Origin of the sequence: Pseudomonas lini (assembly GCF_001042905.1) — a bacterium.
GTDB lineage: Bacteria > Pseudomonadota > Gammaproteobacteria > Pseudomonadales > Pseudomonadaceae > Aquipseudomonas > Aquipseudomonas lini.
Genome location: NZ_JYLB01000007.1, coordinates 11,840 through 36,789, shown reverse-complemented (window position 1 = coordinate 36,789; position 24,950 = coordinate 11,840). Strand labels below are relative to the sequence as shown.

35 protein-coding genes are annotated in these 24,950 nt (G+C 54.7%); all 35 read right to left on the bottom strand.

Features of this window, described 5'->3' with window-relative positions; translation table 11 throughout:
- Nucleotide 1: 1 nt before the first annotated feature.
- The gene (gene bfr, locus TU81_RS20725) at nt 2-466 is read right to left on the bottom strand and encodes a bacterioferritin (protein ID WP_038981316.1); all 465 of its coding nucleotides are present in this window, start codon (nt 464-466) and stop codon (nt 2-4) included.
- A gap of 155 nt (nt 467-621) precedes the next feature.
- Complete coding sequence (locus TU81_RS20720; protein WP_038981315.1) at nt 622-2,070, bottom strand: catalase; 1,449 nt, start codon at nt 2,068-2,070, stop codon at nt 622-624.
- Nucleotides 2,071-2,309: 239 nt separating this feature from the next.
- On the bottom strand, nt 2,310-2,696 hold the full coding sequence (gene rplQ / locus TU81_RS20715) for a 50S ribosomal protein L17 (protein ID WP_007896790.1): 387 nt from the start codon (nt 2,694-2,696) through the stop codon (nt 2,310-2,312).
- 42 nt (nt 2,697-2,738) lie between these two features.
- Complete coding sequence (locus tag TU81_RS20710) at nt 2,739-3,740, bottom strand: DNA-directed RNA polymerase subunit alpha (protein WP_003186012.1); 1,002 nt, start codon at nt 3,738-3,740, stop codon at nt 2,739-2,741.
- Nucleotides 3,741-3,762: 22 nt separating this feature from the next.
- Nucleotides 3,763-4,383 (bottom strand): 30S ribosomal protein S4, encoded by a 621-nt coding sequence (gene rpsD, locus TU81_RS20705; RefSeq protein WP_003176404.1) that lies wholly within the window; start codon nt 4,381-4,383, stop codon nt 3,763-3,765.
- Between the two features lie 18 nt (nt 4,384-4,401).
- Nucleotides 4,402-4,791, bottom strand: a complete 390-nt coding sequence (gene rpsK, locus TU81_RS20700) for a 30S ribosomal protein S11 (protein ID WP_002555466.1) — start codon at nt 4,789-4,791, stop codon at nt 4,402-4,404.
- 30 nt (nt 4,792-4,821) lie between these two features.
- Entirely contained in the window at nt 4,822-5,178 is a 357-nt protein-coding gene (rpsM, locus tag TU81_RS20695; RefSeq protein ID WP_003186020.1) for a 30S ribosomal protein S13, read from the bottom strand.
- A gap of 130 nt (nt 5,179-5,308) precedes the next feature.
- Entirely contained in the window at nt 5,309-5,425 is a 117-nt protein-coding gene (rpmJ, locus tag TU81_RS20690; RefSeq protein WP_002555468.1) for a 50S ribosomal protein L36, read from the bottom strand.
- Nucleotides 5,426-5,452: 27 nt separating this feature from the next.
- Nucleotides 5,453-6,781: a preprotein translocase subunit SecY gene (secY, locus tag TU81_RS20685; protein ID WP_007896784.1), complete on the bottom strand. Its 1,329-nt coding sequence runs from the start codon at nt 6,779-6,781 to the stop codon at nt 5,453-5,455.
- Nucleotides 6,782-7,219 (bottom strand): 50S ribosomal protein L15, encoded by a 438-nt coding sequence (gene rplO / locus TU81_RS20680; protein ID WP_007896782.1) that lies wholly within the window; start codon nt 7,217-7,219, stop codon nt 6,782-6,784.
- A gap of 3 nt (nt 7,220-7,222) precedes the next feature.
- Nucleotides 7,223-7,399, bottom strand: a complete 177-nt coding sequence (rpmD, locus tag TU81_RS20675; RefSeq protein ID WP_003186033.1) for a 50S ribosomal protein L30 — start codon at nt 7,397-7,399, stop codon at nt 7,223-7,225.
- A gap of 2 nt (nt 7,400-7,401) precedes the next feature.
- Nucleotides 7,402-7,902 (bottom strand): 30S ribosomal protein S5, encoded by a 501-nt coding sequence (gene rpsE, locus TU81_RS20670; protein ID WP_007943782.1) that lies wholly within the window; start codon nt 7,900-7,902, stop codon nt 7,402-7,404.
- A gap of 3 nt (nt 7,903-7,905) precedes the next feature.
- Nucleotides 7,906-8,256 carry a 50S ribosomal protein L18 gene (gene rplR, locus TU81_RS20665; RefSeq protein ID WP_003186037.1) on the bottom strand — a complete coding sequence of 117 codons (351 nt, stop codon included), beginning with the start codon at nt 8,254-8,256 and terminating at the stop codon, nt 7,906-7,908.
- 10 nt (nt 8,257-8,266) lie between these two features.
- Nucleotides 8,267-8,800, bottom strand: a complete 534-nt coding sequence (gene rplF, locus TU81_RS20660) for a 50S ribosomal protein L6 (protein WP_003176412.1) — start codon at nt 8,798-8,800, stop codon at nt 8,267-8,269.
- A gap of 12 nt (nt 8,801-8,812) precedes the next feature.
- Nucleotides 8,813-9,205: a 30S ribosomal protein S8 gene (gene rpsH / locus TU81_RS20655; protein ID WP_003186040.1), complete on the bottom strand. Its 393-nt coding sequence runs from the start codon at nt 9,203-9,205 to the stop codon at nt 8,813-8,815.
- A 209-nt stretch (nt 9,206-9,414) separates the two neighbouring features.
- The gene (gene rpsN, locus TU81_RS20650; protein ID WP_003176414.1) at nt 9,415-9,720 is read right to left on the bottom strand and encodes a 30S ribosomal protein S14; all 306 of its coding nucleotides are present in this window, start codon (nt 9,718-9,720) and stop codon (nt 9,415-9,417) included.
- A 13-nt stretch (nt 9,721-9,733) separates the two neighbouring features.
- The gene (rplE, locus tag TU81_RS20645; protein ID WP_003176415.1) at nt 9,734-10,273 is read right to left on the bottom strand and encodes a 50S ribosomal protein L5; all 540 of its coding nucleotides are present in this window, start codon (nt 10,271-10,273) and stop codon (nt 9,734-9,736) included.
- A gap of 20 nt (nt 10,274-10,293) precedes the next feature.
- Nucleotides 10,294-10,608 (bottom strand): 50S ribosomal protein L24, encoded by a 315-nt coding sequence (rplX, locus tag TU81_RS20640; RefSeq protein ID WP_003176416.1) that lies wholly within the window; start codon nt 10,606-10,608, stop codon nt 10,294-10,296.
- An 11-nt stretch (nt 10,609-10,619) separates the two neighbouring features.
- On the bottom strand, nt 10,620-10,988 hold the full coding sequence (gene rplN / locus TU81_RS20635; protein WP_002555479.1) for a 50S ribosomal protein L14: 369 nt from the start codon (nt 10,986-10,988) through the stop codon (nt 10,620-10,622).
- Nucleotides 10,989-11,011: 23 nt separating this feature from the next.
- A complete protein-coding gene (gene rpsQ, locus TU81_RS20630) occupies nt 11,012-11,278 on the bottom strand; it encodes a 30S ribosomal protein S17 (protein WP_003176419.1) in 267 nt (88 codons plus the stop codon).
- Nucleotides 11,279-11,280: 2 nt separating this feature from the next.
- On the bottom strand, nt 11,281-11,472 hold the full coding sequence (rpmC, locus tag TU81_RS20625) for a 50S ribosomal protein L29 (protein ID WP_002555481.1): 192 nt from the start codon (nt 11,470-11,472) through the stop codon (nt 11,281-11,283).
- Complete coding sequence (rplP, locus tag TU81_RS20620; RefSeq protein ID WP_007896757.1) at nt 11,472-11,885, bottom strand: 50S ribosomal protein L16; 414 nt, start codon at nt 11,883-11,885, stop codon at nt 11,472-11,474. The genes rpmC and rplP overlap by 1 nt, the downstream gene beginning before the upstream one ends.
- 12 nt (nt 11,886-11,897) lie before the next feature.
- Nucleotides 11,898-12,584, bottom strand: coding sequence for a 30S ribosomal protein S3 (rpsC, locus tag TU81_RS20615; protein ID WP_003176422.1), 687 nt, complete (start codon nt 12,582-12,584; stop codon nt 11,898-11,900).
- A 13-nt stretch (nt 12,585-12,597) separates the two neighbouring features.
- Nucleotides 12,598-12,930: a 50S ribosomal protein L22 gene (rplV, locus tag TU81_RS20610; RefSeq protein WP_003103908.1), complete on the bottom strand. Its 333-nt coding sequence runs from the start codon at nt 12,928-12,930 to the stop codon at nt 12,598-12,600.
- Nucleotides 12,931-12,943: 13 nt separating this feature from the next.
- Nucleotides 12,944-13,219, bottom strand: a complete 276-nt coding sequence (gene rpsS, locus TU81_RS20605) for a 30S ribosomal protein S19 (RefSeq protein WP_002555486.1) — start codon at nt 13,217-13,219, stop codon at nt 12,944-12,946.
- A gap of 16 nt (nt 13,220-13,235) precedes the next feature.
- Nucleotides 13,236-14,060: a 50S ribosomal protein L2 gene (gene rplB / locus TU81_RS20600; RefSeq protein ID WP_003176423.1), complete on the bottom strand. Its 825-nt coding sequence runs from the start codon at nt 14,058-14,060 to the stop codon at nt 13,236-13,238.
- A 14-nt stretch (nt 14,061-14,074) separates the two neighbouring features.
- Nucleotides 14,075-14,374 carry a 50S ribosomal protein L23 gene (gene rplW, locus TU81_RS20595; RefSeq protein WP_002555488.1) on the bottom strand — a complete coding sequence of 100 codons (300 nt, stop codon included), beginning with the start codon at nt 14,372-14,374 and terminating at the stop codon, nt 14,075-14,077.
- Complete coding sequence (rplD, locus tag TU81_RS20590) at nt 14,371-14,973, bottom strand: 50S ribosomal protein L4 (RefSeq protein WP_007896707.1); 603 nt, start codon at nt 14,971-14,973, stop codon at nt 14,371-14,373. Before rplD ends, rplW begins: the two co-directional genes overlap by 4 nt.
- Before the next feature lie 12 nt (nt 14,974-14,985).
- Nucleotides 14,986-15,621 (bottom strand): 50S ribosomal protein L3, encoded by a 636-nt coding sequence (rplC, locus tag TU81_RS20585; protein WP_003186059.1) that lies wholly within the window; start codon nt 15,619-15,621, stop codon nt 14,986-14,988.
- An 80-nt stretch (nt 15,622-15,701) separates the two neighbouring features.
- Entirely contained in the window at nt 15,702-16,013 is a 312-nt protein-coding gene (rpsJ, locus tag TU81_RS20580; RefSeq protein ID WP_003186070.1) for a 30S ribosomal protein S10, read from the bottom strand.
- Nucleotides 16,014-16,170: 157 nt separating this feature from the next.
- Nucleotides 16,171-17,364: an elongation factor Tu gene (gene tuf / locus TU81_RS20575; protein WP_007896660.1), complete on the bottom strand. Its 1,194-nt coding sequence runs from the start codon at nt 17,362-17,364 to the stop codon at nt 16,171-16,173.
- A 31-nt stretch (nt 17,365-17,395) separates the two neighbouring features.
- Nucleotides 17,396-19,501 carry an elongation factor G gene (gene fusA / locus TU81_RS20570; protein WP_038981309.1) on the bottom strand — a complete coding sequence of 702 codons (2,106 nt, stop codon included), beginning with the start codon at nt 19,499-19,501 and terminating at the stop codon, nt 17,396-17,398.
- A 30-nt stretch (nt 19,502-19,531) separates the two neighbouring features.
- Nucleotides 19,532-20,002, bottom strand: coding sequence for a 30S ribosomal protein S7 (gene rpsG, locus TU81_RS20565; RefSeq protein ID WP_002555493.1), 471 nt, complete (start codon nt 20,000-20,002; stop codon nt 19,532-19,534).
- Nucleotides 20,003-20,120: 118 nt separating this feature from the next.
- On the bottom strand, nt 20,121-20,492 hold the full coding sequence (rpsL, locus tag TU81_RS20560) for a 30S ribosomal protein S12 (protein ID WP_002555494.1): 372 nt from the start codon (nt 20,490-20,492) through the stop codon (nt 20,121-20,123).
- A 216-nt stretch (nt 20,493-20,708) separates the two neighbouring features.
- On the bottom strand, nt 20,709-24,908 hold the full coding sequence (rpoC, locus tag TU81_RS20555; protein WP_038981300.1) for a DNA-directed RNA polymerase subunit beta': 4,200 nt from the start codon (nt 24,906-24,908) through the stop codon (nt 20,709-20,711).
- Between the last annotated feature and the right edge of the window lie 42 nt (nt 24,909-24,950).

Sequence of the window (24,950 nt, the reverse complement as noted above, 5' to 3'; positions counted from 1 at the left end):
ATCAGGCGTGGGATTGCAGGTAGTTCTCGAGACCGATCAACTTGATCAGACCCAACTGCTTTTCGAGCCAGTAGGTGTGATCCTCCTCGGTGTCGTGCAGTTGAACTCGCAGCATCTCGCGACTGACATAGTCCTTGTGCTGCTCGCAGAGCTTGATGCCCTTGCAGAGCGCAGCACGGACCTTGTATTCCAGACGCAGATCCGCTTCGAGCATCTCTGGCACCGTGGTGCCGACATCAAGATCGTCCGCACGCATGCGTGGCGTGCCTTCAAGCATCAGGATCCGGCGCATCAGTGCATCAGCGTGCCCTGCTTCTTCTTCCATCTCATGGTTGATTCGTTCGTAGAGCTTGGTGAAACCCCAGTCCTCATACATCCGCGAGTGCACGAAATATTGATCACGCGCGGCCAGTTCGCCTGTCAGCAACGTGTTGAGGTAATCGATTACGTCTGGGTGACCTTGCATCGCCCTACATCTCCCTGCTTTAAAGTCTGTAGTTTGAACCAACCTGATCGGAAGGTCACTCGTTCGACGCTATAAAAGCCAAGATATTCTGAGAAAAGCGGTTTAAATAACGCAAAAACCGCCCAAATGAGGGCGGTTCTGCTTATCGTTTAGACTTAGTTAAGCTGTACGTTGAGCGCCTTTGCGATTGCTTCTCCATACGCGGGGTCGGCTTTGAAGAAATGCTGCAATTGGCGATCAACCACATCGCTGGAAACCCCAGCCATTGCACCGGCAATGTTGTTGATCAGCAGAGTTTTCTGCTCATCGCTCATCAGGCGGAACAGCGCACCAGCGTGGCTGTAGTAGTCGGTATCTTCGCGATGATCGTAACGATCAGCCGCGCCACTCAAGGCCAAAGCAGGTTCAGCGTAACGCGGCGCCTGTTTCGGTGATTCTACGTAGCTGTTCGGCTCGTAGTTCGGTGCTGCACCACCATTGGTACCAAATGCCATGGAGCCATCGCGCTGGTAAGTGTTGACCGGGCTGCGAGGCGCATTCACCGGCAGCTGCTGGTGATTGGTTCCCACACGGTAGCGGTGAGCATCAGCGTAAGCGAACACGCGACCTTGCAGCATGCGGTCAGGCGACAGCCCGACACCCGGGACCATATTGCTCGGACCGAACGCCGCCTGCTCGACTTCAGCGAAGTAGTTCAGCGGATTACGGTTGAGCTCTAACTCACCCACTTCGATCAGCGGAAACTCTTTCTGCGACCAGGTTTTGGTCACATCAAACGGGTTCTCGTAATGAGCCTCGGCTTGGGCCTCGGTCATGATCTGGATATTGACACTCCATTTCGGGAAGTCACCGCGCTCAATGGCGCCGAACAGGTCGCGTTGTGCGTAATCCGGATCGGTACCCGCCAGGCGCGCCGCTTCTGCCGGAGTGAGGTTCTTGATCCCTTGCCTGGTTTTGTAGTGCCACTTCACCCAGTGACGCTCGCCATTGGCGTTGATCAGGCTGTAGGTGTGGCTGCCGAAGCCATGCATGTGGCGATAGCCGTCAGGGATGCCGCGGTCCGAGAACAAAATGGTGACCTGGTGCAACGCCTCAGGCGAGTGCGACCAGAAATCCCACATCATCTGCGCGCTTTTCAGATTGCTTTGCGGCAGGCGTTTCTGGGTGTGAATAAAGTCAGGGAATTTCAGCGGATCACGGATGAAAAACACCGGTGTATTGTTACCGACGATGTCCCAGTTGCCTTCTTCAGTGTAGAACTTCAGGGCAAAACCGCGTGGATCACGCTCGGTGTCCGCAGAACCGCGTTCGCCGCCCACGGTGGAGAATCGCAGAAAGGTCGGGGTTTGTTTGCCGACGGACTCAAACAGCTTGGCACTGGTGTACTGAGTGATATCGCGAGTTACGGTGAACGTACCGTAGGCACCCGAACCTTTGGCGTGTACACGACGCTCAGGGATGTTTTCACGGTTGAAGTGCGCAAGCTTCTCGATCAGGTGGAAATCGTCGAGCAGCAAAGGGCCACGAGGGCCGGCGGAGCGGGAATTCTGGTTGTCGGCGACAGGAGCGCCACTGGCGGTCGTAAGCGTTTTGTTTTGGCTCATGCGATCTCATCCTCTGTCAGTTTTGGAACTGCCGGCTAATCGGCGTGGGAGGGAGTATTGACCATCAAACATGGCACCTACAAATTCATTAATTTGCAGACATCAATAGAAAAATACTACCAACAATCCCGCTCATATACTGAAGGCATGAACCGCAAGGAAGCTTGTACAAACAGCGCGTTTCTTACACGCACAAAAAACCGGGCACTAGGCCCGGTTCTTTGTTTCAGACTGACGTCTTACTCAGCGGATACAGCTTCACCGCCGACAGGACGATCAACCAACTCGACGTACGCCATAGGCGCGTTGTCGCCAGTGCGGAAACCGCACTTGAGGATGCGCAGGTAGCCACCCTCACGGGTAGCGTAACGCTTGCCCAGGTCGTTGAAGAGCTTACCAACGATAGCTTTCGAACGAGTACGGTCGAAAGCCAGACGGCGGTTAGCCAGGCTGTCTGTCTTGGCCAAAGTGATCAGCGGCTCAGCAACGCGGCGCAGTTCTTTGGCTTTTGGCAGTGTAGTTTTGATCAGCTCGTGCTCGAACAGCGACACCGCCATGTTTTGAAACATGGCCTTGCGGTGCGAGCTGGTGCGGCTCAGGTGACGACCACTTTTACGATGACGCATGGTTCATTCCTTACCAAACACAACGTTCGGTGATTACGACGATCAGGCAGTCGCCTTGTCGTCCTTCTTAAGACTTGCAGGCGGCCAGTTGTCGAGGCGCATGCCGAGGGACAGACCGCGGGAGGCCAGAACGTCCTTGATTTCAGTCAAGGATTTCTTGCCAAGGTTCGGAGTCTTCAACAGCTCTACTTCGGTACGCTGAATCAGGTCACCGATGTAGTAGATGTTTTCCGCCTTAAGGCAGTTAGCCGAACGTACAGTCAGTTCCAGATCGTCAACCGGGCGAAGCAGGATCGGATCGATCTCGTCTTCCTGCTCGACAACCACTGGCTCACTGTCACCTTTGAGATCGACGAACGCAGCCAACTGCTGTTGCAGAATGGTTGCAGCACGGCGGATAGCCTCTTCAGGATCCAGGGTACCGTTGGTTTCCAGATCAATAACCAGCTTGTCCAGGTTAGTACGCTGTTCGACACGGGCGTTTTCCACCACGTATGCGATACGGCGAACCGGGCTGAACGAAGAGTCAAGCTGCAAGCGACCGATGCTGCGGCTTTCGTCTTCATCGCTCTGACGCGAGTCTGCCGGTTCATAACCACGACCACGAGCTACGGTGAGCTTCATGTTCAGGGCGCCGTTAGACGCCAGGTTAGCGATTACGTGATCGGGGTTAACGATCTCGACATCATGATCCAGCTGAATATCGGCAGCGGTAACCACCCCCGAACCCTTCTTCGACAAGGTCAGCGTAACTTCGTCTCGACCGTGCAGCTTGATAGCCAGACCTTTAAGGTTCAACAGGATTTCAATTACGTCTTCCTGTACACCTTCGATGGCGCTGTACTCATGGAGCACACCGTCAATCTCGGCCTCGACTACTGCACAGCCGGGCATTGAGGACAACAGGATGCGGCGCAGCGCGTTGCCCAGGGTGTGGCCGAAACCACGCTCGAGAGGCTCGAGAGTGATCTTGGCGCGGGTTGGACTAACAACCTGCACATCAATATGGCGGGGTGTCAGGAACTCATTTACCGAAATCTGCATGGATGCACCTATTTTCTAGCCCTTACTTGGAGTAGAGCTCGACAATCAGGCTTTCGTTGATGTCGGCGGACAGATCACTGCGAGCTGGAACGTTCTTGAAAACGCCCGACTTCTTCTCAGTGTCTACTTCTACCCATTCTACGCGGCCACGTTGGGCACACAGATCGAGAGCTTGGACAATGCGAAGTTGGTTCTTTGCTTTCTCGCGAACTGCGACCACGTCACCAGCACGAACCTGGTAGGACGGAACGTTTACGGTCTGACCGTTAACGCTGATCGACTTGTGCGATACCAGCTGACGGGATTCGGCACGAGTAGAGCCAAAACCCATACGGTATACAACGTTGTCCAGACGGCATTCGAGCAGCTGCAACAGGTTTTCGCCAGTTGCGCCTTTCTTGCCAGCAGCTTCTTTGTAGTAGCCGCTGAATTGACGCTCGAGAACGCCGTAGATACGACGGACCTTCTGCTTTTCACGCAGTTGGGTGCCGTAATCGGACTGGCGACCGCGGCGTTGGCCGTGGATACCAGGTGCTGCTTCGATGTTGCACTTCGATTCGATCGCGCGCACGCCGCTCTTCAGAAAAAGATCGGTGCCTTCGCGACGAGCGAGTTTGCATTTTGGACCAATGTAACGAGCCATTCTTTACAATCTCCTGGATTACACGCGGCGCTTCTTCGGCGGACGGCACCCGTTGTGCGGGATTGGCGTCACGTCGGTGATGCTGGCGATCTTGTAGCCACAGCCGTTCAAAGCGCGGACTGCGGATTCACGACCTGGGCCTGGACCTTTGACGTTAACGTCGAGGTTTTTCAGGCCGTATTCCAGCGCAGCTTGACCAGCACGTTCAGCAGCTACTTGAGCAGCAAACGGGGTGGACTTGCGGGAACCGCGGAAACCCGAACCACCGGAGGTAGCCCAGGAAAGAGCGTTGCCTTGACGGTCGGTGATGGTCACGATTGTGTTGTTAAAAGAAGCATGGATGTGGGCAATGCCATCAACCACTGTCTTTTTAACTTTTTTACGAGGACGAGCAGCAGGTTTAGCCATGATTAATTTCCTGTCGATTCGCTGGGGCGATTACTTGCGGATCGGCTTACGCGGACCTTTACGGGTACGCGCGTTAGTCTTGGTACGCTGACCGCGCACTGGAAGACCACGACGATGACGCAGACCGCGATAGCAACCGAGGTCCATCAAACGCTTGATTTTCATGTTGATTTCGCGACGCAGGTCACCTTCAGTGGTGAACTTCGCCACTTCGCCACGCAGCTGTTCAATCTGCTCGTCGCTCAGATCTTTGATCTTTGCGGCTGGGTTTACCCCAGTCACTGCACAAATTTTCTGTGCAGTAGTGCGACCAACACCATAGATGTAGGTCAGCGAGATAACAGTATGCTTGTTATCTGGAATGTTAACGCCTGCAATACGGGCCATTCAGTGGGACTCCAATTGACAGCTACCTACGCCCCGGAAGCCAAGAAATAGGGCGCGAGATAATATCGCTGTAATAACAAATAATCAACCCGGCAGCGCACTAGCTGCCGGGCTTGAAGCACAATCACACTCAGCCTTGGCGCTGTTTGTGACGCGGTTCCGCGCTGCAAATTACTCGAACAACACCTTCGCGGCGAATAATCTTGCAGTTACGGCACAGCTTTTTCACCGATGCACGAACTTTCATCACCAACTCCTCGAACCTTATGGGTACTCAGCGCAACATGCCGCTGCCGTAACCCTTCAGGTTGGCTTTCTTCATCAGGGATTCGTACTGGTGCGAAACGAGGTGCGATTGTACTTGAGACATGAAGTCCATCACAACCACGACCACGATCAGCAACGAGGTCCCGCCAAGGTAGAACGGAACGTTTGCTGCAACCACCAGGAACTGGGGCAACAGGCACACGGCCGTCATATATAGAGCACCGAACAGGGTCAAACGAGTCAGAACGCCATCAATGTAGCGCGCAGACTGCTCACCTGGACGGATGCCCGGAATAAAGGCACCGGACTTCTTCAGGTTTTCCGCTACGTCTTTCGGATTGAACATCAACGCCGTATAGAAGAAGCAGAAGAAAATAATCCCTGCACTAAACAGCAGAATATTCAACGGCTGACCAGGAGCGATCGACTGCGAGATATCCTGCAGCCAGCCCATACCTTCAGACTGACCAAACCAGGTACCCAACGAAGCCGGGAACAGCAAAATGCTGCTCGCGAAAATGGCCGGAATAACACCGGCCATGTTCACCTTCAACGGCAAGTGGCTGGTCTGCGCAGCAAAGACCTTACGGCCCTGCTGACGCTTGGCGTAGTGAACAGCAATACGACGCTGACCACGCTCAATGAACACCACAAAACCGATAATCGCTACTGCCAGCAAACCGATGGCAACCAGGGCGAAAATGTTGATATCACCCTGACGCGCAGACTCGAAAGACTGCCCGATCGCTCTCGGAAGACCGGCGACGATACCTGCGAAAATCAACATCGAGATACCGTTGCCAACACCACGCTCAGTAATCTGCTCACCCAGCCACATCATGAACATCGCACCAGCCACAAACGTGGATACCGCGACGAAATGGAAGCCAAAGTCACCAGTGAACGCAACGCCCTGCCCTGCCAGACCAATGGACATGCCAATTGCCTGAACGAGAGCGAGGACGACAGTGCCGTAGCGGGTGTACTGAGCAATCTTGCGACGCCCAGCTTCACCTTCCTTCTTCAACTGCTCCAGCTGCGGACTGACGGCGGTCATCAGCTGCATGATGATCGATGCCGAAATGTACGGCATGATCCCCAGTGCAAAGATACTCATCCGTTCCAGCGCACCACCGGAAAACATGTTGAACAAGCTAAGAATGGTCCCCTCATTCTGTCGAAACAGGTCCGCGAGTCGGTCCGGGTTGATACCTGGAACCGGGATGTGTGCGCCTATTCGGTAGACGATAATCGCCAAGAATAGAAAACGCAGACGAGCCCAGAGTTCAGACATACCGCCTTTGCCGAGCGCAGAGAGAGCACCTTGCTTAGCCATTTATTCCTCGAACTTGCCGCCAGCTGCTTCGATAGCCGCACGCGCACCTTTGGTGGCGCCGATTCCCTTTCCGATGGTAACAGCGCGAGTAACTTCGCCGGACAGCATGATTTTCACACGCTGTACGTTGACGTTGATCACGTTGGCATCTTTCAGGGACTGCACGGTGACGATGTCGCCTTCCACTTTAGCCAGCTCGGACAAACGCACTTCTGCGCGATCCATGGCTTTCAGGGAAACGAAACCGAATTTCGGCAGGCGACGATGCAGCGGCTGTTGACCGCCTTCAAAGCCTGGAGCAATGGTGCCACCGGAGCGGGAGGACTGACCTTTGTGGCCACGGCCACCAGTCTTGCCCAAACCACTACCGATACCACGGCCCGGACGATGCTTTTCGCGACGGGAACCCGGCGCTGGACTCAGATCATTGAGTTTCATCGATTAACCCTCGACACGCAGCATGTAGTAAGCCTTGTTGATCATCCCGCGATTCTCGGGAGTATCAAGTACTTCTACAGTGTGACCGATGCGACGCAGACCCAGACCCTTAACGCACAGTTTGTGGTTAGGGATGCGGCCGGTCATGCTTTTGATCAGCGTAACTTTAACGGTAGCCATGATCAGAAGATCTCCTTGACGCTTTTGCCACGCTTGGCGGCAATGGATTCAGGAGACTGCATAGCCTTCAAACCTTTGAAAGTGGCGTGAACCACGTTTACCGGGTTAGTCGAGCCGTAGCACTTGGCCAGAACGTTCTGAACACCAGCAACTTCGAGGACAGCACGCATAGCGCCGCCAGCGATGATACCGGTACCTTCAGAAGCAGGCTGCATGTACACCTTCGAAGCGCCGTGACCGGACTTCATTGCGTACTGCAGAGTGGTGCCGTTCAGATCAACTTGGATCATGTTGCGACGAGCAGCTTCCATTGCCTTCTGGATCGCAGCAGGCACTTCACGTGACTTGCCACGGCCGAAGCCAACACGCCCTTTACCATCACCAACCACGGTCAACGCGGTGAAAGTGAAGATACGGCCGCCTTTAACGGTTTTGGCTACGCGGTTAACTTGAACCAGCTTCTCGATGTAGCCTTCGTCGCGCTTTTGGTCGTTATTTGACATAACTTAGAACTCCAGCCCAGCTTCACGAGCAGCATCAGCCAGCGCCTTGACGCGGCCGTGATACTTGAAGCCAGAGCGGTCGAAAGCCACCTGCGAGACGCCAGCGGCTTTAGCACGCGTAGCGACCAGCTGGCCAACCTTAGTGGCCGCGTCGATGTTGCCAGTGGCGCCATCACGCAGTTCTTTATCCAAAGTCGAGGCACTTGCCAGGACTTTGTTGCCGTCGGCCGAAATGACCTGGGCGTAGATGTGCTGCGACGAGCGGAACACGCAGAGACGCACGACTTCGAGTTCGTGCATTTTCAGGCGTGCTTTGCGAGCGCGACGCAGTCGAGTAACTTTTTTGTCGGTCATTTGCTATGCCCTACTTCTTCTTGGCTTCTTTACGACGGACGACTTCGTCCGCGTAGCGCACACCTTTGCCTTTGTACGGCTCTGGTGGACGGAAGTCGCGGATCTCGGCGGCCACTTGACCTACCAGCTGCTTATCGATGCCCTTGATCAGGATATCGGTCTGGCTAGGAGTCTCAGCGGTGATGCCTTCCGGCAGTTCATAATCCACTGGGTGCGAGAAGCCAAGAGCCAGGTTCAGCACTGTGCCTTTTGCTTGCGCTTTGTAACCAACACCGACCAGCTGGAGCTTGCGCTCGAAGCCTTGGCTTACGCCTTGGACCATGTTGTTAACCAACGCACGAGTGGTACCAGCCATTGCGCGAGTCTGTTGATCGCCATTGCGAGCAGCAAAACGCAGCTCACCAGCTTCTTCAACAATTTCAACGGACGAATGGATGTTCAGTTCGAGAGTACCCTTGGCACCCTTCACCGAAAGCTGTTGGCCTGCGAATTTGACTTCGACACCGGCTGGCAGCTTAACGGGGTTCTTAGCGACGCGTGACATGCTTATCCCCCCTTAGAACACAGTGCAAAGAACTTCGCCGCCGACACCGGCAGCGCGCGCAGCACGATCCGTCATCACACCTTTGTTGGTGGAGACGATAGACACACCGAGACCGCCACGAACTTTTGGCAGATCATCGACGGACTTGTACTGACGCAGGCCTGGACGGCTAACGCGCTTCACTTCCTCGATGACCGGACGGCCTTCGAAGTACTTCAGCTCGATGGACAGCAGTGGTTTGATTTCGCTGCTGATCTGATAACCCGCAATGTAACCTTCGTCCTTCAGGACTTTGGCAACAGCTACCTTCAAAGTAGAAGATGGCATGCTTACGACGGACTTTTCAGCCATCTGGGCATTACGGATTCGAGTTAGCATGTCCGCTAACGGGTCCTGCATACTCATGGGCTAGACGCTCCTAATACAAAAAAATTAGCCTTGCGGCTACTACTTGTCGCCGAGGACATCCATGCAAAAAAAGCACGGGCTCAGGCGAGCCGGGTATTCTAGACACACCCCACAAATGAATCAAGCCCCAATAGGGGCTTGATTCAAGTTCAAGGTCACCGATGGTCAGGATCTTGCGATCCCGAACACCGAGACTTTGACAGTGCTTACCAGCTGGCTTTAACCAGACCAGGTACGTCACCACGCATTGCAGCTTCACGCAGTTTGTTACGGCCGAGGCCGAACTTGCGGTAAACGCCGTGTGGACGACCGGTCAGGCGGCAGCGGTTACGCATGCGCGAAGCGCTTGCGTCACGTGGCTGCTTCTGCAGAGCTACTGTAGCTTCCCAACGCGCTTCTGGACTTGCGTTCAGATCAACGATGATAGCTTTCAGTGCTGCACGCTTTTTGGCGTACTTGGCAACCGTGAGCTGACGCTTCAGCTCGCGGTTTTTCATGCTCATCTTGGCCATTTTCCTACTCCAATCAGTTGCGGAACGGGAATTTGAAAGCGCGCAGCAGAGCGCGACCTTCATCATCGTTCTTGGCAGTGGTGGTCAGGGTAATGTCCAGACCGCGGAGAGCATCGATCTTGTCGTAGTCGATTTCCGGGAAGATGATCTGCTCTTTAACGCCCATGCTGTAGTTACCACGACCATCGAAGGACTTGGCATTCAGGCCGCGGAAGTCGCGAACCCGAGGCAGGGAGATCGACAGCAGACGATCCAGGAATTCGTACATACGCTCACGGCGCAGAGTCACTTTGACGCCGATCGGCCAACCTTCACGGACTTTAAAGCCAGCGATGGATTTCCGAGCGTAAGTCACAACGACTTTCTGACCGGTGATCTTTTCCAGGTCGGCAACAGCGTGCTCGATGACTTTTTTGTCACCGACCGCTTCGCCCAGACCCATGTTCAGGGTGATTTTGGTAACGCGTGGAACTTCCATCACGTTCGAAAGCTTAAGTTCTTCCTTAAGCTTCGGTGCGATTTCCTTCCAGTAAATCTCTTTTAGTCGTGCCATGGTCTTCTACCTAGCAGTGTTCAAGCATCAACCGCTTTTTGGGTCGACTTGAAGACACGAATTTTCTTGCCGTCTTCTACTTTAAAACCAACGCGGTCAGCCTTGTTGGTTTCGCCGTTGAAAATGGCGACGTTAGAAGCATCCAGCGGAGCTTCTTTTTCGACGATACCGCCCTGCACGCCCGACATCGGGTTAGGCTTGGTATGACGCTTAACCAGGTTCAGACCGCCAATAACCAAACGGTTGTTAGCGAGAACCTTAAGCACCTTACCGCGCTTACCTTTGTCTTTGCCGGCGATCACGATGATCTCGTCGTCACGACGAATCTTTTGCATGTCGGATCTCCTTACAGCACTTCTGGGGCGAGCGAGACGATCTTCATGAACTTCTCAGTACGAAGTTCACGGGTCACTGGCCCAAAGATACGGGTGCCGATCGGCTCTTGCTTGTTGTTCAGAAGAACAGCAGCGTTGCCATCAAAGCGGATAATGGAGCCATCAGCACGACGTACGCCGTGACGAGTGCGGACTACAACAGCAGTCATCACTTGGCCTTTTTTCACTTTACCGCGAGGAATTGCTTCCTTCACGGTAACCTTGATGATGTCACCGATACCAGCGTAACGACGATGGGAGCCACCCAGCACCTTGATGCACATAACACGGCGAGCGCCGCTGTTATCGGCCACATCGAGCATGGATTGAGTCTGAATCATATAATTTCTCCGACCCCTAGTCCTTAGACTTCCACAGCGCGTTCGAGAACATCAACCAGCGCCCAAGACTTGGTCTTGGCCAAAGGACGAGTTTCACGAATAGTGACTTTGTCGCCGATGTGGCACTGATTGGTTTCGTCGTGCGCGTGCAGCTTAGTCGAACGCTTAACATATTTACCGTAGATCGGGTGCTTAACGCGACGCTCGATCAGAACGGTGATGGTTTTGTCCATCTTGTCGCTGACAACACGGCCAGTCAGCGTACGGACAGTTTTTTCGGCTTCAGCCATGATTACTTACCTGCCTGCTGGTTGAGCACAGTCTTCACGCGAGCGATGTCACGCTTAACTTGCGAGAGCAGATGAGACTGCCCCAACTGGCCAGTTGCTTTCTGCATACGCAGATTGAACTGGTCGCGCAGCAAGCCGAGCAGTTGCTCGTTCAGCTGCTGTGCGGATTTTTCACGAAGTTCATTCGCTTTCATCACATCACCGTCCGTTTAACAAAGGCGGTGGCGAGCGGCAGCTTTGCAGCAGCCAGGGCAAAAGCCTCACGCGCCAGCTCTTCAGAAACACCCTCGATTTCATACAGGACTTTGCCTGGCTGAATCTGGGCAACCCAGTACTCCACACTACCCTTACCTTTACCCATCCGAACTTCGAGTGGCTTTTTGGAAATAGGCTTGTCCGGGAATACACGGATCCAGATCTTGCCGCCACGTTTAACGTGACGGGTCAGAGCACGACGCGCTGACTCGATCTGACGAGCGGTGAGACGACCACGAGCTACAGACTTCAGCGCGAACTCGCCGAAGCTGACTTTGCTACCGCGCTGAGCCAGACCACGGTTGTGGCCTGTCATCTGCTTGCGGAACTTCGTACGCTTTGGTTGCAACATTTGGCGTACCCCTTACTTAGCAGCTTTTTTACGAGGCGCTGGTGCTTGTGGTTTCAGTTCTTCTTGGCGACCACCAATTACTTCGCCCTTGAAGATCCAAACCTTTACACCGATCACACCGTAAGTGGTGTGAGCTTCGTAGTTGGCATAGTCGATGTCGGCACGCAGGGTGTGCAGTGGCACACGACCTTCGCGATACCATTCAGTACGTGCGATTTCAGCACCGCCGAGACGACCGCTCACTTGGATTTTGATGCCTTTGGCACCAATGCGCATGGCGTTCTGAACAGCGCGCTTCATAGCGCGACGGAACATTACGCGACGCTCCAGCTGCTGAGCTACGCTCTGCGCAACCAGCATACCGTCGAGCTCCGGCTTGCGGATCTCTTCGATATTGATGTGCACAGGCACACCCATTTGCTTGGTCAGGTCCTGACGCAGTTTCTCAACATCTTCACCTTTCTTCCCGATAACGATACCTGGACGAGCGGTGTGGATGGTGATACGTGCAGTCTGAGCCGGACGATGGATATCGATACGGCTTACGGACGCGCTTTTTAGTTTGTCTTGGAGATACTCACGCACCTTCAGATCAGCGAACAAATAGTCCGCATAAGTCCGACCGTCTGCGTACCAGACGGAGGTGTGCTCCTTGACGATTCCCAGGCGAATGCCAATGGGATGTACTTTCTGACCCATCTCTTCGACTCCGTTACTTGTCAGCAACCTTGACAGTGATATGGCAAGACCGCTTGACGATGCGATCAGCACGGCCTTTGGCACGTGGCATGATTCGCTTCAGCGAACGCCCTTCGTTGACGAAAACGGTGCTGACCTTCAGGTCATCAACGTCTGCGCCTTCGTTATGCTCGGCGTTGGCTACGGCCGACTCCAGCACTTTCTTCATGATCTCGGCGGCTTTCTTACTGCTGAAAGCCAACAGGTTGAGCGCTTCGCCCACCTTCTTCCCGCGGATCTGGTCGGCGACCAAGCGGGCTTTCTGGGCGGAGATTCGAGCGCCCGACAACTTAGCGGCTACTTCCATCGTTCCTTACCCCTTAACGCTTGGCTTTCTTGTCTGCCACGTGCCCACGATATGTGCGGGTACCGGCAAACTCGCCCAGTTTGTGGCCGACCATGTCTTCGTTCACGAGAACTGGAACATGTTGACGACCGTTATGCACTGCAATGGTCAGACCGACCATTTGTGGCAGGATCATCGAACGACGCGACCAGGTTTTAACTGGTTTGCGATCGTTCTTTTCCGCCGCCACTTCGATCTTCTTCAGTAGGTGAAGATCAATAAAAGGACCTTTTTTCAGAGAACGTGGCACTGTCGTATCCCTCTATTTACTTGCGACGACGGACGATCATTTTGTCGGTACGCTTATTACCACGAGTCTTCGCGCCCTTAGTCGGGAAGCCCCATGGCGATACCGGATGACGACCACCAGAGGTACGACCTTCACCACCACCATGTGGGTGGTCAACCGGGTTCATGGCAACACCACGAACGGTTGGGCGAACGCCACGCCAGCGTTTGGCACCAGCTTTACCCAGCGAACGCAGGCTGTGCTCGGAGTTCGAGACTTCACCCAGGGTCGCGCGGCATTCAGCCAGCACTTTACGCATCTCACCAGAACGCAGACGCAGGGTCACGTAGACACCTTCACGAGCGATCAGCTGAGCCGAAGCACCAGCGGAACGAGCGATTTGCGCGCCTTTACCTGGCTTCAATTCGATGCCGTGTACGGTGCTACCAACTGGAATGTTACGCAGCTGCAGAGCGTTGCCCGGCTTGATCGGCGCCAAAGCACCTGCGATCAGCTGATCACCAGCACTCACGCCTTTAGGGGCGATGATGTAGCGACGCTCGCCATCTGCGTACAGCAGCAGAGCGATGTGAGCAGTACGGTTTGGATCGTATTCAATACGCTCGACAGTGGCAGAGATGCCATCTTTGTCGTTGCGACGGAAATCGACCAGACGATAATGCTGCTTATGGCCACCACCGATGTGACGAGTGGTAATACGACCATTGTTGTTACGACCACCAGTCTTCGATTTTTTCTCGAGCAGCGGTGCGTGAGGAGCGCCTTTATGCAGCTCCTGGTTGACCACCTTGACCACAAAACGGCGGCCAGGGGAAGTCGGTTTGCATTTAACGATTGCCATGATGCACCCCTTCCTTACTCAGCACTGCTGCTGAAATCGAGATCTTGGCCTGGCTGAAGGGAGATAACTGCCTTCTTCCAGTCATTACGCTTGCCCAGACCGCGAGCAGTGCGCTTGCTCTTACCCAAAACATTCAGGGTAGTAACACGCTCTACTTTCACGCTGAACAGGCTTTCGACGGCCTTCTTGATTTCCAGCTTGGTTGCGTCAGTTGCAACCTTGAAAACGAACTGGCCTTTCTTGTCAGCCAGAACCGTAGCCTTCTCGGAAACGTGCGGGCCAAGCAGAACTTTAAATACGCGTTCCTGGTTCATCCCAGCAGCTCCTCGAATTTCTTCACGGCCGACACGGTGATCAACACCTTGTCGTATGCGATCAGACTAACTGGATCGGAACCTTGCACGTCACGTACATCAACGTGTGGCAGGTTGCGAGCAGCCAGGTACAGGTTCTGATCAACCACTTCAGACACGATCAAGACGTCAGTCAGGCCCATGCCGGTCAGTTTGTTCAGCAGATCTTTGGTCTTCGGTGCATCAACAGCGAAGTCCTGAACCACAACCAGACGATCAGTACGCACCAGCTCAGCAAGGATGGAACGCATTGCTGCGCGATACATCTTCTTGTTCAGCTTCTGGGTGTGATCCTGAGGACGAGCTGCGAAAGTGGTACCGCCGCCACGCCAGATTGGGCTACGGATAGTACCGGCACGAGCACGGCCAGTACCTTTCTGACGCCATGGGCGCTTACCGCCACCACGAACGTCGGAACGGGTCTTTTGCTGCTTGCTACCTTGACGGCCGCCGGCCATGTAGGCCACGACTGCTTGGTGAACCAGCGTCTCGTTGAATTCGCCGCCAAATGTCAGTTCGGAAACTTCGATCGCTTGAGCGTCATTTACATTTAATTGCATGTCAGCTTCCCCTTAACCGCGAGCCTTGGCTGCTGGACGTACAACCAAGTTGCCGCCAGTAGCGCCAGGAACAGCACCCTTGACCAACAACAGATTGCGTTCAGCGTCCACGCGCACTACTTCGAGGGACTGCACGGTCACGCGCTCAGCGCCCATATGACCGGACATTTTTTTGCCCTTGAATACACGACCAGGAGTCTGGCACTGGCCGATAGAGCCTGGAACGCGGTGGGACACGGAGTTACCGTGGGTATTATCTTGCCCGCGGAAGTTCCAACGCTTGATCGTACCCTGGAAGCCTTTACCTTTGGACTGACCGGTTACATCAACCAGTTGACCAGCAGCGAAGATTTCAGCGTTGATCAGATCGCCGGCCTGGTACTCGCCTTCTTCAAGGCGGAATTCCATTACGGTACGACCAGCGGCAACGTTCGCTTTAGCGAAGTGGCCAGCCTGAGCAGCTGTAACACGCGAAGCACGACGCTCGCCTACAGTGACTTGCACTGCACGATAGCCATCGGTCTCTTCAGTTTTGAACTGGGTGACGCGATTCGGCTCGATCTCAATGACCGTGACCGGAATGGAGACACCTTCTTCGGTGAAAATACGGGTCATACCGCATTTACGACCGACTACACCAATAGTCATGTTGTAAACCTCATGAGTGTACGGGGCTTTCACCCGCTATGGCCGCCCATTTCAGAGCGTTACACGACTAAGACCGAGTCTTAGCCGAGGCTGATCTGCACTTCCACACCGGCCGCAAGATCAAGCTTCATAAGTGCATCAACGGTTTTATCCGTTGGCTGGACGATGTCCAGAACGCGCTTATGAGTACGGATCTCGTACTGGTCACGCGCGTCTTTGTTGACGTGCGGGGAGACCAGAACGGTGAACCGCTCTTTACGGGTAGGCAGTGGAATTGGACCACGCACTTGAGCACCAGTACGTTTCGCGGTTTCCACGATTTCCTGGGTGGATTGGTCGATCAGGCGATGGTCAAAAGCCTTCAACCTGATACGGATTTGCTGATTTTGCATTGGATTTCAGACTCCGGCTGCTATTCCCACCGAGCGCAATACGCCCGTTAAAAGGAGGCGCAATTCTATAGACGCCCCATATAGGTGTCAACCCAATAAAAAAGCCCCCGCTAAGCGGGGGCTTTTTCAACTCATCAAAGCTTACTCAAAAAAGAGCTTACTCGATGATTTTGGCTACGACGCCAGCGCCGACGGTACGACCGCCTTCACGGATAGCGAAACGCAGGCCGTCTTCCATTGCGATGGTCTTGATCAGGGTGACAACCATTTTGATGTTGTCGCCTGGCATTACCATTTCAACGCCTTCCGGCAGTTCGCAGTTACCAGTCACGTCAGTAGTACGGAAGTAGAACTGTGGACGGTAGCCTTTGAAGAACGGAGTGTGACGACCGCCTTCTTCTTTGCTCAGAACGTAGACTTCAGCTTCGAACTTGGTGTGCGGCTTAACCGAACCTGGCTTAACCAGAACCTGGCCACGCTCAACGTCGTCACGCTTGGTACCACGCAGCAGAACGCCGCAGTTCTCGCCAGCACGACCTTCGTCGAGCAGCTTACGGAACATTTCAACACCGGTGCAGGTGGTGACGGTAGTGTCACGCAGACCAACGATTTCCAGTGGATCCTGAACCTTGACGATACCGCGCTCGATACGGCCAGTTACAACAGTACCGCGACCGGAGATCGAGAATACGTCTTCGATTGGCATCAGGAACGGCTTGTCGATAACACGGACTGGATCTGGGATGTAGCTGTCCAGAGTCTCAACCAGTTTACGAACGGCAGTGGTGCCCATTTCGTTGTCGTCTTGGCCGTTCAGAGCCATCAGAGCCGAACCGATGATGATCGGAGTGTCGTCACCTGGGAAGTCGTAAGTGCTCAGCAGATCGCGCACTTCCATCTCAACCAGTTCCAGCAGCTCAGCGTCGTCAACCATGTCAGCCTTGTTCAGGAAGACAACGATGTACGGAACGCCAACCTGACGGGACAGCAGGATGTGCTCACGGGTTTGTGGCATCGGACCATCAGCGGCCGAGCAAACCAGGATAGCGCCGTCCATCTGAGCAGCACCGGTGATCATGTTCTTCACATAGTCAGCGTGACCTGGGCAGTCAACGTGAGCGTAGTGACGGATCAGCGAGTTGTATTCAACGTGCGCGGTGTTGATGGTGATACCACGAGCCTTTTCTTCCGGAGCGCTGTCGATTTTGTCGAAAGCAACAACGGCCGAACCGAAAACTTCGGAGCAGACGCGAGTCAGAGCAGCGGTCAGCGTGGTTTTACCGTGGTCGACGTGACCGATGGTGCCAACGTTGACGTGCGGGAGGGTACGGTCAAATTTTTCTTTAGCCACGACAATTAACTCCTAGCCTAAAGGGGCTGAATCAGCCTTGTTTTTTGGTAACAGTTTCGACGATATGCGACGGAGCTGTATTGTATTTTTTGAATTCCATAGAGTAGCTTGCGCGACCTTGGGACATGGAACGGACGTCGGTCGCATAACCGAACATCTCACCCAGCGGAACTTCGGCGCGAATCACTTTGCCGGAGACCGTGTCTTCCATACCCAGGATCATGCCGCGACGACGGTTAAGGTCGCCCATCACGTCACCCATATAGTCTTCAGGCGTAACAACCTCTACCGCCATGATCGGCTCAAGCAACTCACCACCGCCCTTCTGGGCCAGTTGCTTGGTTGCCATGGAAGCAGCCACTTTAAACGCCATCTCGTTGGAGTCGACGTCGTGGTAGGAACCATCAAACACGGTAGCCTTCAGGCCGATCAGCGGATAGCCAGCAACAACGCCGTTCTTCATCTGCTCTTCGATACCCTTCTGGATAGCCGGGATGTATTCCTTAGGAACCACACCACCCACTACTTCGTTCACGAATTGCAGACCTTCCTGACCTTCATCAGCCGGCGCAAAACGAATCCAGCAGTGACCAAACTGGCCACGACCGCCGGATTGACGAACGAACTTACCTTCGATTTCACAGTTCTTCGTGATGCGCTCACGATAGGAAACCTGAGGCTTACCGATGTTGGCTTCGACGTTGAACTCACGGCGCATCCGGTCAACCAGGATGTCCAGGTGCAACTCGCCCATGCCGGAGATGATCGTTTGACCAGTCTCTTCATCAGTCTTGACGCGGAAAGACGGGTCTTCCTGAGCAAGCTTGCCCAGAGCGATACCCATTTTTTCCTGGTCGTCCTTGGTCTTAGGCTCTACGGCAACCGAAATAACCGGCTCCGGGAAGTCCATGCGAACCAGGATGATTGGCTTGTCAGCGTTGCACAAAGTTTCACCAGTGGTGACGTCCTTCATGCCGATCAAGGCCGCGATGTCACCAGCGCGCACTTCCTTGATTTCTTCACGGGCGTTTGCGTGCATTTGCACCATACGACCCACGCGCTCTTTCTTGCCTTTAACCGAGTTGATCACGCCGTCGCCGGAGGCCAACACGCCCGAGTAAACTCGAACGAAGGTCAAGGTACCCACGAATGGGTCGGTAGCGATCTTGAACGCCAGAGCCGAGAACGGCTCGCTGTCGTCTGCGTGACGCTCCATTTCCTTGGTCTCGTCATCCGGGTCAGTACCCTTGATGGCAGGAATGTCGGTAGGAGCAGGCAGGTAGTCGATAACGGCGTCGAGAACCAGGGGAACACCCTTGTTCTTGAAGGAAGAACCGCAAACAGCCAGAACGATCTCACCAGCGATAGTACGCTGACGCAGAGCGGCCTTGATTTCCGCGTTGGTGAGTTCTTCACCTTCGAGGTACTTGTTCATCAGCTCTTCGCTGGCTTCGGCCGCAGCCTCAACCATATTGCCGCGCCACTCGTCAGCCAGTTCCTGCAGTTCAGCAGGGATAGGCTTGCGAACTGGAACCATGCCTTTGTCAGAGTCATTCCAGTAAACAGCTTCCATGGCCATCAGATCGATCTGACCCTGGAAGTTGTCTTCGGAACCGATGGCCAACTGGATTGGCACCGGAGTGTGACCCAGACGCTGCTTGATCTGACCGATCACGCGCAGGAAGTTGGCACCAGCACGGTCCATCTTGTTTACGTAAACAAGACGTGGAACGCCGTATTTGTTGGCTTGACGCCATACGGTTTCCGACTGAGGCTCAACACCCGAGGTGCCGCAGAACACAACGACCGCGCCGTCGAGAACACGCAGGGAACGCTCAACTTCAATAGTGAAGTCAACGTGGCCCGGGGTGTCGATGACGTTGAAGCGGTATTGGTCCTTGTGCTGCTTCTCGGAACCCTGCCAGAAGGCGGTAATAGCAGCAGAAGTAATGGTAATACCACGCTCCTGCTCCTGCACCATCCAGTCTGTGGTCGCGGCGCCGTCATGCACCTCGCCCATTTTGTGACTTTTGCCAGTGTAAAAAAGGACGCGCTCGGTGGTGGTGGTTTTACCAGCATCCACGTGAGCAACGATACCAATGTTACGGTAGCGGTTAATCGGTGTAGTACGAGCCATAAAGCCCTCGCAAAATTAGTGACGCTAAAATTAGAAGCGGTAGTGCGAGAAAGCCTTGTTGGCTTCAGCCATACGGTGCACGTCTTCACGCTTCTTAACTGCAGCACCTTTGCCTTCGGCAGCGTCCAACAGTTCGCCAGCCAAACGCAGAGCCATAGACTTCTCGCCGCGCTTACGGGCGAAGTCTACCAACCAGCGCATTGCCAGAGCGTTACGACGGGACGGACGAACTTCGACCGGAACCTGGTAAGTAGCACCGCCTACACGGCGCGACTTTACTTCGACCAGCGGAGCGATGGCGTCGAGAGCTTTCTCGAAGATTTCCAGGGGATCGCTGTTCTTGCGTTCTTTAACCTTTTCCAGCGCGCCATAAACGATACGCTCGGCAACGGCTTTCTTGCCGCTTTCCATTACGTGGTTCATGAACTTGGCCAGGATCTGGCTGCCGTATTTTGGATCGTCAAGCACTTCGCGCTTGGCTGCTACGCGTCTTCTTGGCATGGATAAGCCCTCAAACGGTCTTCAGGTTCGCTCGGAATCGGTGCCCTTTCGGGACGCCTCCGACCTTACTCTTATCGACTCAGAAAAATAGAAAATCAGTTTTTACAAAAAGCCACTACTACTTAGGCTTCTTGGTACCGTACTTCGAACGACCCTGGTTACGACCTTTAACGCCGGAAGTATCCAAAGAACCGCGTACGGTGTGGTAACGAACACCTGGCAAGTCTTTTACACGACCGCCGCGGATCAGTACCACGCTGTGCTCTTGCAGGTTGTGGCCTTCACCGCCGATGTACGAGGAAACCTCGAAACCGTTGGTCAGACGCACACGGCATACTTTACGCAGTGCCGAGTTAGGTTTTTTCGGCGTGGTGGTATACACACGGGTGCATACGCCACGACGTTGCGGGCAGTTCTGCAGCGCAGGCACGTCGGATTTCTCGACGATACGCTTACGCGGCTGACGTACCAGCTGGTTGATAGTTGCCATCTACTAGCTCCACTGTTGTCTTGCGACGCTATTGTCTTGCAAGAAAAGCAAAATGGCAGGAACGAATTCCCGCCAAATTTAGGGGTACAAGAGTCTAAAGAGGATCTTGCCCCCAGTCAAGGAAAGGCCCCGACCTCTCCGCTCATCCAACCTCGACAAATTGTCTCGATTCGATGAACGGAACGGCCAGGGCCTTACGCTCATTTACCGCAGAACTCAGTTACCGCTCGAGTTCAGTGCTTCGGTCAGTGCAGCTTCCACTTCACTGGCGCTTACGCGCAACGGTTTGTCAGCTTCACGGCGGCGCTTGCGCTCGCTGTGATAAGCCAGACCGGTACCCGCCGGGATCAAACGACCCACGACTACGTTTTCTTTCAGGCCGCGCAGGTAATCGCGCTTGCCGGTTACCGCCGCTTCGGTCAGCACGCGAGTGGTTTCCTGGAAGGAAGCCGCCGAGATGAACGATTCGGTGGACAACGACGCCTTGGTGATACCCAGCAGTACGCGAGTGAACTTGGAAACGAATTTCTCGTCGCCAGCCAGACGCTCGTTCTCTACCAGAACGTGAGTCAATTCCATCTGGTCGCCCTTGATGAAACTGGAATCGCCGGATTCAGCGATTTCAACTTTACGCAGCATCTGACGCAGGATGGTCTCGATGTGCTTATCGTTGATCTTCACGCCTTGCAGACGGTAAACGTCCTGGATCTCGTTCACGATGTACTTGGCCAGCGCACTCACACCTAGCAGACGCAGGATGTCGTGTGGATCGCTTGGGCCGTCGGAGATAACTTCGCCGCGGTTTACCTGTTCGCCTTCGAAGACGTTCAGGTGACGCCACTTCGGAATCAGCTCTTCGTACGGATCGCTACCGTCGTTCGGGGTGATAACCAGACGGCGCTTGCCTTTGGTCTCTTTACCGAACGCGATGGTGCCGCTGACTTCAGCCAGAATCGAGGCTTCTTTCGGACGACGGGCTTCGAACAAGTCGGCAACACGCGGCAGACCACCGGTGATGTCACGAGTCTTCGAAGTCTCTTGCGGAATACGAGCGATAACATCACCGATCGCGATTTTCGCACCGTCCGCTACACCGACCAGGGCGTTAGCAGGCAGGAAGTACTGAGCAATTACGTCGGTACCCGGCAACAAGAGATCCTTGCCGTTGTCATCAACCATCTTCACAGCAGGACGGATATCTTTACCGGCAGCTGGACGGTCTTTGGCGTCGAGTACTTCAATGTTGGTCATACCGGTCAATTCGTCAGTCTGACGCTTGATCGTGATGCCTTCTTCCATGCCCACGTAGGTCACGGTACCTTTCATTTCGGTAACGATTGGGTGAGTGTGCGGATCCCACTTGGCCACGATTGCGCCAGCGTCGACCTTGTCACCTTCTTTAACCGAAATCACAGCACCGTACGGCAGCTTGTAACGCTCGCGCTCACGACCGAAGTCATCAGCGATCGCCAGCTCACCGGAACGGGACACAGCAACCAGGCAACCATCCACTCGCTCAACGTGCTTCAGGTTATGCAGACGGACGGTGCCGCCATTCTTCACCTGAACGCTGTCGGCTGCGGAGGTCCGGCTTGCCGCACCACCGATGTGGAACGTACGCATGGTCAGCTGGGTACCCGGCTCACCGATGGACTGGGCAGCGATAACGCCGACCGCTTCACCGATGTTCACCTGGTGACCACGAGCCAAGTCACGGCCGTAGCACTTGGCGCAAATGCCGTAGCGGGTTTCGCAGCTGATCGGCGAACGCACGATCACTTCGTCGATGCTGTTCAGCTCGATGAACTCGACCCACTTCTCGTCTACCAGCGTGCCGGCAGGAACGATGATTTCCTCGGTACCCGGCTTGAATACGTCACGGGCAATGACACGACCCAATACGCGCTCACCCAACGGCTCAACAACGTCACCTCCTTCAATGTGCGGAGTCATTACCAGGCCATGTTCGGTGCCGCAATCGATCTCGGTCACAACCAGATCCTGCGCCACGTCTACCAGACGACGAGTCAGGTAACCGGAGTTCGCAGTTTTCAACGCGGTATCCGCCAAACCTTTACGAGCACCGTGAGTGGAGATGAAGTACTGAAGTACGCTCAAACCTTCACGGAAGTTCGCGGTAATCGGCGTTTCGATGATGGAACCGTCCGGCTTGGCCATCAGGCCACGCATACCGGCGAGCTGACGGATCTGCGCAGCAGAACCCCGTGCGCCCGAGTCGGCCATCATGTACATCGAGTTGAAAGACTCTTGGTCGACTTCGACGCCATGACGGTCGATGACTTTCTCTTTCGAGAGGTTGGCCATCATCGCCTTGGAAACTTCGTCGTTCGCCTTGGACCAAAGGTCGATTACTTTGTTGTACTTCTCGCCCTGGGTTACCAGGCCGGAGGCGTACTGACTTTCGATCTCTTTCACTTCGTCGGTGGCTGCACCGATGATGCGGGCTTTTTCATCCGGGATAACGAAGTCGTTAACACCGATGGAAACGCCGGAGATGGTCGAATAAGCAAAACCGGTGTACATCAACTGGTCAGCGAAGATCACGGTCTCTTTCAAACCAACCACGCGGTAGCACTGGTTGATCAGCTTGGAGATCGCCTTTTTCTTCATCGGCTGGTTGACGACGTCGTACGACAGTCCAGGTGGAACAACCTGGAACAACAGCGCACGGCCGACAGTGGTGTCGACAATACGGGTGTTCTTGACGCTGCCACCATCACGATCGTTGACGGTTTCGTTGATCCGCACTTTGACCTTGGCGTGCAGTGCGGCTTCGCCGGCACGGAACACACGGTCAACTTCCTGCAGATCCGCGAACACACGACCTTCGCCCTTGGCGTTGATCGCTTCACGAGTCATGTAGTACAGGCCCAATACAACGTCCTGCGACGGAACGATGATTGGCTCACCGTTGGCTGGCGACAGAATGTTGTTGGTCGACATCATCAACGCACGCGCTTCCAACTGGGCTTCCAGTGTCAGCGGTACGTGCACGGCCATTTGGTCGCCGTCGAAGTCGGCGTTGTACGCAGCACAGACCAGAGGGTGCAGCTGGATAGCCTTACCTTCGATCAGTACCGGTTCAAACGCCTGGATACCCAGACGGTGAAGGGTCGGTGCACGGTTGAGGAGAACCGGGTGTTCGCGAATCACTTCAGCGAGAACGTCCCAAACCTCTGGCAGCTCGCGCTCGACCATCTTCTTGGCAGCTTTGATGGTGGTAGCAAGACCACGCATTTCCAGCTTGCCGAAAATGAACGGCTTGAACAGCTCGAGAGCCATCTTCTTCGGCAGACCGCACTGGTGCAGACGCAGGGTCGGGCCAACGGTAATTACCGAACGACCGGAGTAGTCAACACGCTTACCGAGCAAGTTCTGACGGAAACGACCCTGCTTACCCTTGATCATGTCAGCCAGGGATTTCAGAGGACGCTTGTTGGAACCGGTGATAGCGCGGCCACGACGACCGTTGTCGAGCAGTGCGTCGACAGCTTCCTGCAACATACGCTTTTCGTTGCGCACGATGATGTCCGGAGCGGACAGATCGAGCAGACGCTTCAAGCGGTTGTTACGGTTGATCACTCGACGATACAGATCGTTGAGGTCGGAAGTCGCGAAGCGACCGCCATCCAGCGGGACCAGTGGACGCAGATCTGGCGGCAGAACCGGCAGAACGGTCAGCACCATCCACTCTGGCAGGTTGCCGGAACCCTGGAAGGCTTCCATCAACTTCAGACGCTTGGACAGCTTCTTGATCTTGGTTTCGGAGTTGGTTTGCGGAATTTCTTCACGCAGGCGGCCAATCTCGTGCTCCAGGTCGATAGCGTGCAGCAGTTCACGGACAGCTTCGGCACCCATGCGGGCATCGAAATCGTCGCCGAACTCTTCCAGCGCTTCGAAGTACTGCTCGTCGTTGAGCAGCTGACCTTTTTCAAGGGTGGTCATGCCTGGATCGATAACGACATAGCTCTCGAAGTAGAGAACGCGTTCGATATCACGCAGGGTCATGTCCATCAGCAAGCCGATACGGGACGGCAGCGATTTCAGGAACCAGATGTGGGCAACTGGCGAGGCCAGTTCGATGTGCGCCATGCGCTCACGACGAACTTTTGCCAGCGCGACTTCAACGCCGCACTTCTCGCAGATCACACCACGGTGCTTCAAGCGCTTGTACTTACCGCACAGGCACTCGTAATCCTTTACCGGGCCAAAGATCTTGGCGCAGAACAGGCCGTCACGCTCAGGTTTGAACGTACGGTAGTTGATGGTTTCCGGCTTTTTAACTTCACCGAACGACCACGAACGGATCATCTCAGGCGATGCCAATCCAATACGGATGGCGTCGAACTCTTCGACTTGACCCTGGTTTTTCAGCAAATTCAGTAGGTCTTTCAAGGCCTTTCCTCCTGGCGGAGCAGAGAGCGGGCAATCCTGCCC

What these genes read in the sequence shown, in the direction of transcription:
- bfr (WP_038981316.1), bottom strand. Translation starts at nt 466, where the DNA reads ATGCAAGGTCACCCAGACGTAATCGATTACCTCAACACGTTGCTGACA.
- TU81_RS20720 (WP_038981315.1), bottom strand. Translation starts at nt 2,070, where the DNA reads ATGAGCCAAAACAAAACGCTTACGACCGCCAGTGGCGCTCCTGTCGCC.
- rplQ (WP_007896790.1), bottom strand. Translation starts at nt 2,696, where the DNA reads ATGCGTCATCGTAAAAGTGGTCGTCACCTGAGCCGCACCAGCTCGCAC.
- TU81_RS20710 (WP_003186012.1), bottom strand. Translation starts at nt 3,740, where the DNA reads ATGCAGATTTCGGTAAATGAGTTCCTGACACCCCGCCATATTGATGTG.
- rpsD (WP_003176404.1), bottom strand. Translation starts at nt 4,383, where the DNA reads ATGGCTCGTTACATTGGTCCAAAATGCAAACTCGCTCGTCGCGAAGGC.
- rpsK (WP_002555466.1), bottom strand. Translation starts at nt 4,791, where the DNA reads ATGGCTAAACCTGCTGCTCGTCCTCGTAAAAAAGTTAAAAAGACAGTG.
- rpsM (WP_003186020.1), bottom strand. Translation starts at nt 5,178, where the DNA reads ATGGCCCGTATTGCAGGCGTTAACATTCCAGATAACAAGCATACTGTT.
- rpmJ (WP_002555468.1), bottom strand. Translation starts at nt 5,425, where the DNA reads ATGAAAGTTCGTGCATCGGTGAAAAAGCTGTGCCGTAACTGCAAGATT.
- secY (WP_007896784.1), bottom strand. Translation starts at nt 6,781, where the DNA reads ATGGCTAAGCAAGGTGCTCTCTCTGCGCTCGGCAAAGGCGGTATGTCT.
- rplO (WP_007896782.1), bottom strand. Translation starts at nt 7,219, where the DNA reads ATGAAACTCAATGATCTGAGTCCAGCGCCGGGTTCCCGTCGCGAAAAG.
- rpmD (WP_003186033.1), bottom strand. Translation starts at nt 7,399, where the DNA reads ATGGCTACCGTTAAAGTTACGCTGATCAAAAGCATGACCGGCCGCATC.
- rpsE (WP_007943782.1), bottom strand. Translation starts at nt 7,902, where the DNA reads ATGTCAAATAACGACCAAAAGCGCGACGAAGGCTACATCGAGAAGCTG.
- rplR (WP_003186037.1), bottom strand. Translation starts at nt 8,256, where the DNA reads ATGACCGACAAAAAAGTTACTCGACTGCGTCGCGCTCGCAAAGCACGC.
- rplF (WP_003176412.1), bottom strand. Translation starts at nt 8,800, where the DNA reads ATGTCACGCGTCGCTAAGAACCCCGTTAAGCTGCCAGCCGGTGTCGAA.
- rpsH (WP_003186040.1), bottom strand. Translation starts at nt 9,205, where the DNA reads ATGAGTATGCAGGACCCGTTAGCGGACATGCTAACTCGAATCCGTAAT.
- rpsN (WP_003176414.1), bottom strand. Translation starts at nt 9,720, where the DNA reads ATGGCCAAGATGAGCATGAAAAACCGCGAGCTGAAGCGTCAGCTCACG.
- rplE (WP_003176415.1), bottom strand. Translation starts at nt 10,273, where the DNA reads ATGGCACGACTAAAAGAGATTTACTGGAAGGAAATCGCACCGAAGCTT.
- rplX (WP_003176416.1), bottom strand. Translation starts at nt 10,608, where the DNA reads ATGCAAAAGATTCGTCGTGACGACGAGATCATCGTGATCGCCGGCAAA.
- rplN (WP_002555479.1), bottom strand. Translation starts at nt 10,988, where the DNA reads ATGATTCAGACTCAATCCATGCTCGATGTGGCCGATAACAGCGGCGCT.
- rpsQ (WP_003176419.1), bottom strand. Translation starts at nt 11,278, where the DNA reads ATGGCTGAAGCCGAAAAAACTGTCCGTACGCTGACTGGCCGTGTTGTC.
- rpmC (WP_002555481.1), bottom strand. Translation starts at nt 11,472, where the DNA reads ATGAAAGCGAATGAACTTCGTGAAAAATCCGCACAGCAGCTGAACGAG.
- rplP (WP_007896757.1), bottom strand. Translation starts at nt 11,885, where the DNA reads ATGTTGCAACCAAAGCGTACGAAGTTCCGCAAGCAGATGACAGGCCAC.
- rpsC (WP_003176422.1), bottom strand. Translation starts at nt 12,584, where the DNA reads ATGGGTCAGAAAGTACATCCCATTGGCATTCGCCTGGGAATCGTCAAG.
- rplV (WP_003103908.1), bottom strand. Translation starts at nt 12,930, where the DNA reads ATGGAAGTAGCCGCTAAGTTGTCGGGCGCTCGAATCTCCGCCCAGAAA.
- rplB (WP_003176423.1), bottom strand. Translation starts at nt 14,060, where the DNA reads ATGGCAATCGTTAAATGCAAACCGACTTCCCCTGGCCGCCGTTTTGTG.
- rplW (WP_002555488.1), bottom strand. Translation starts at nt 14,374, where the DNA reads ATGAACCAGGAACGCGTATTTAAAGTTCTGCTTGGCCCGCACGTTTCC.
- rplD (WP_007896707.1), bottom strand. Translation starts at nt 14,973, where the DNA reads ATGCAATTAAATGTAAATGACGCTCAAGCGATCGAAGTTTCCGAACTG.
- rplC (WP_003186059.1), bottom strand. Translation starts at nt 15,621, where the DNA reads ATGACTATTGGTGTAGTCGGTCGTAAATGCGGTATGACCCGTATTTTC.
- rpsJ (WP_003186070.1), bottom strand. Translation starts at nt 16,013, where the DNA reads ATGCAAAATCAGCAAATCCGTATCAGGTTGAAGGCTTTTGACCATCGC.
- fusA (WP_038981309.1), bottom strand. Translation starts at nt 19,501, where the DNA reads ATGGCTCGTACTACACCGATTAACCGCTACCGTAACATTGGTATCGTT.
- rpsG (WP_002555493.1), bottom strand. Translation starts at nt 20,002, where the DNA reads ATGCCAAGAAGACGCGTAGCAGCCAAGCGCGAAGTGCTTGACGATCCA.
- rpsL (WP_002555494.1), bottom strand. Translation starts at nt 20,492, where the DNA reads ATGGCAACTATCAACCAGCTGGTACGTCAGCCGCGTAAGCGTATCGTC.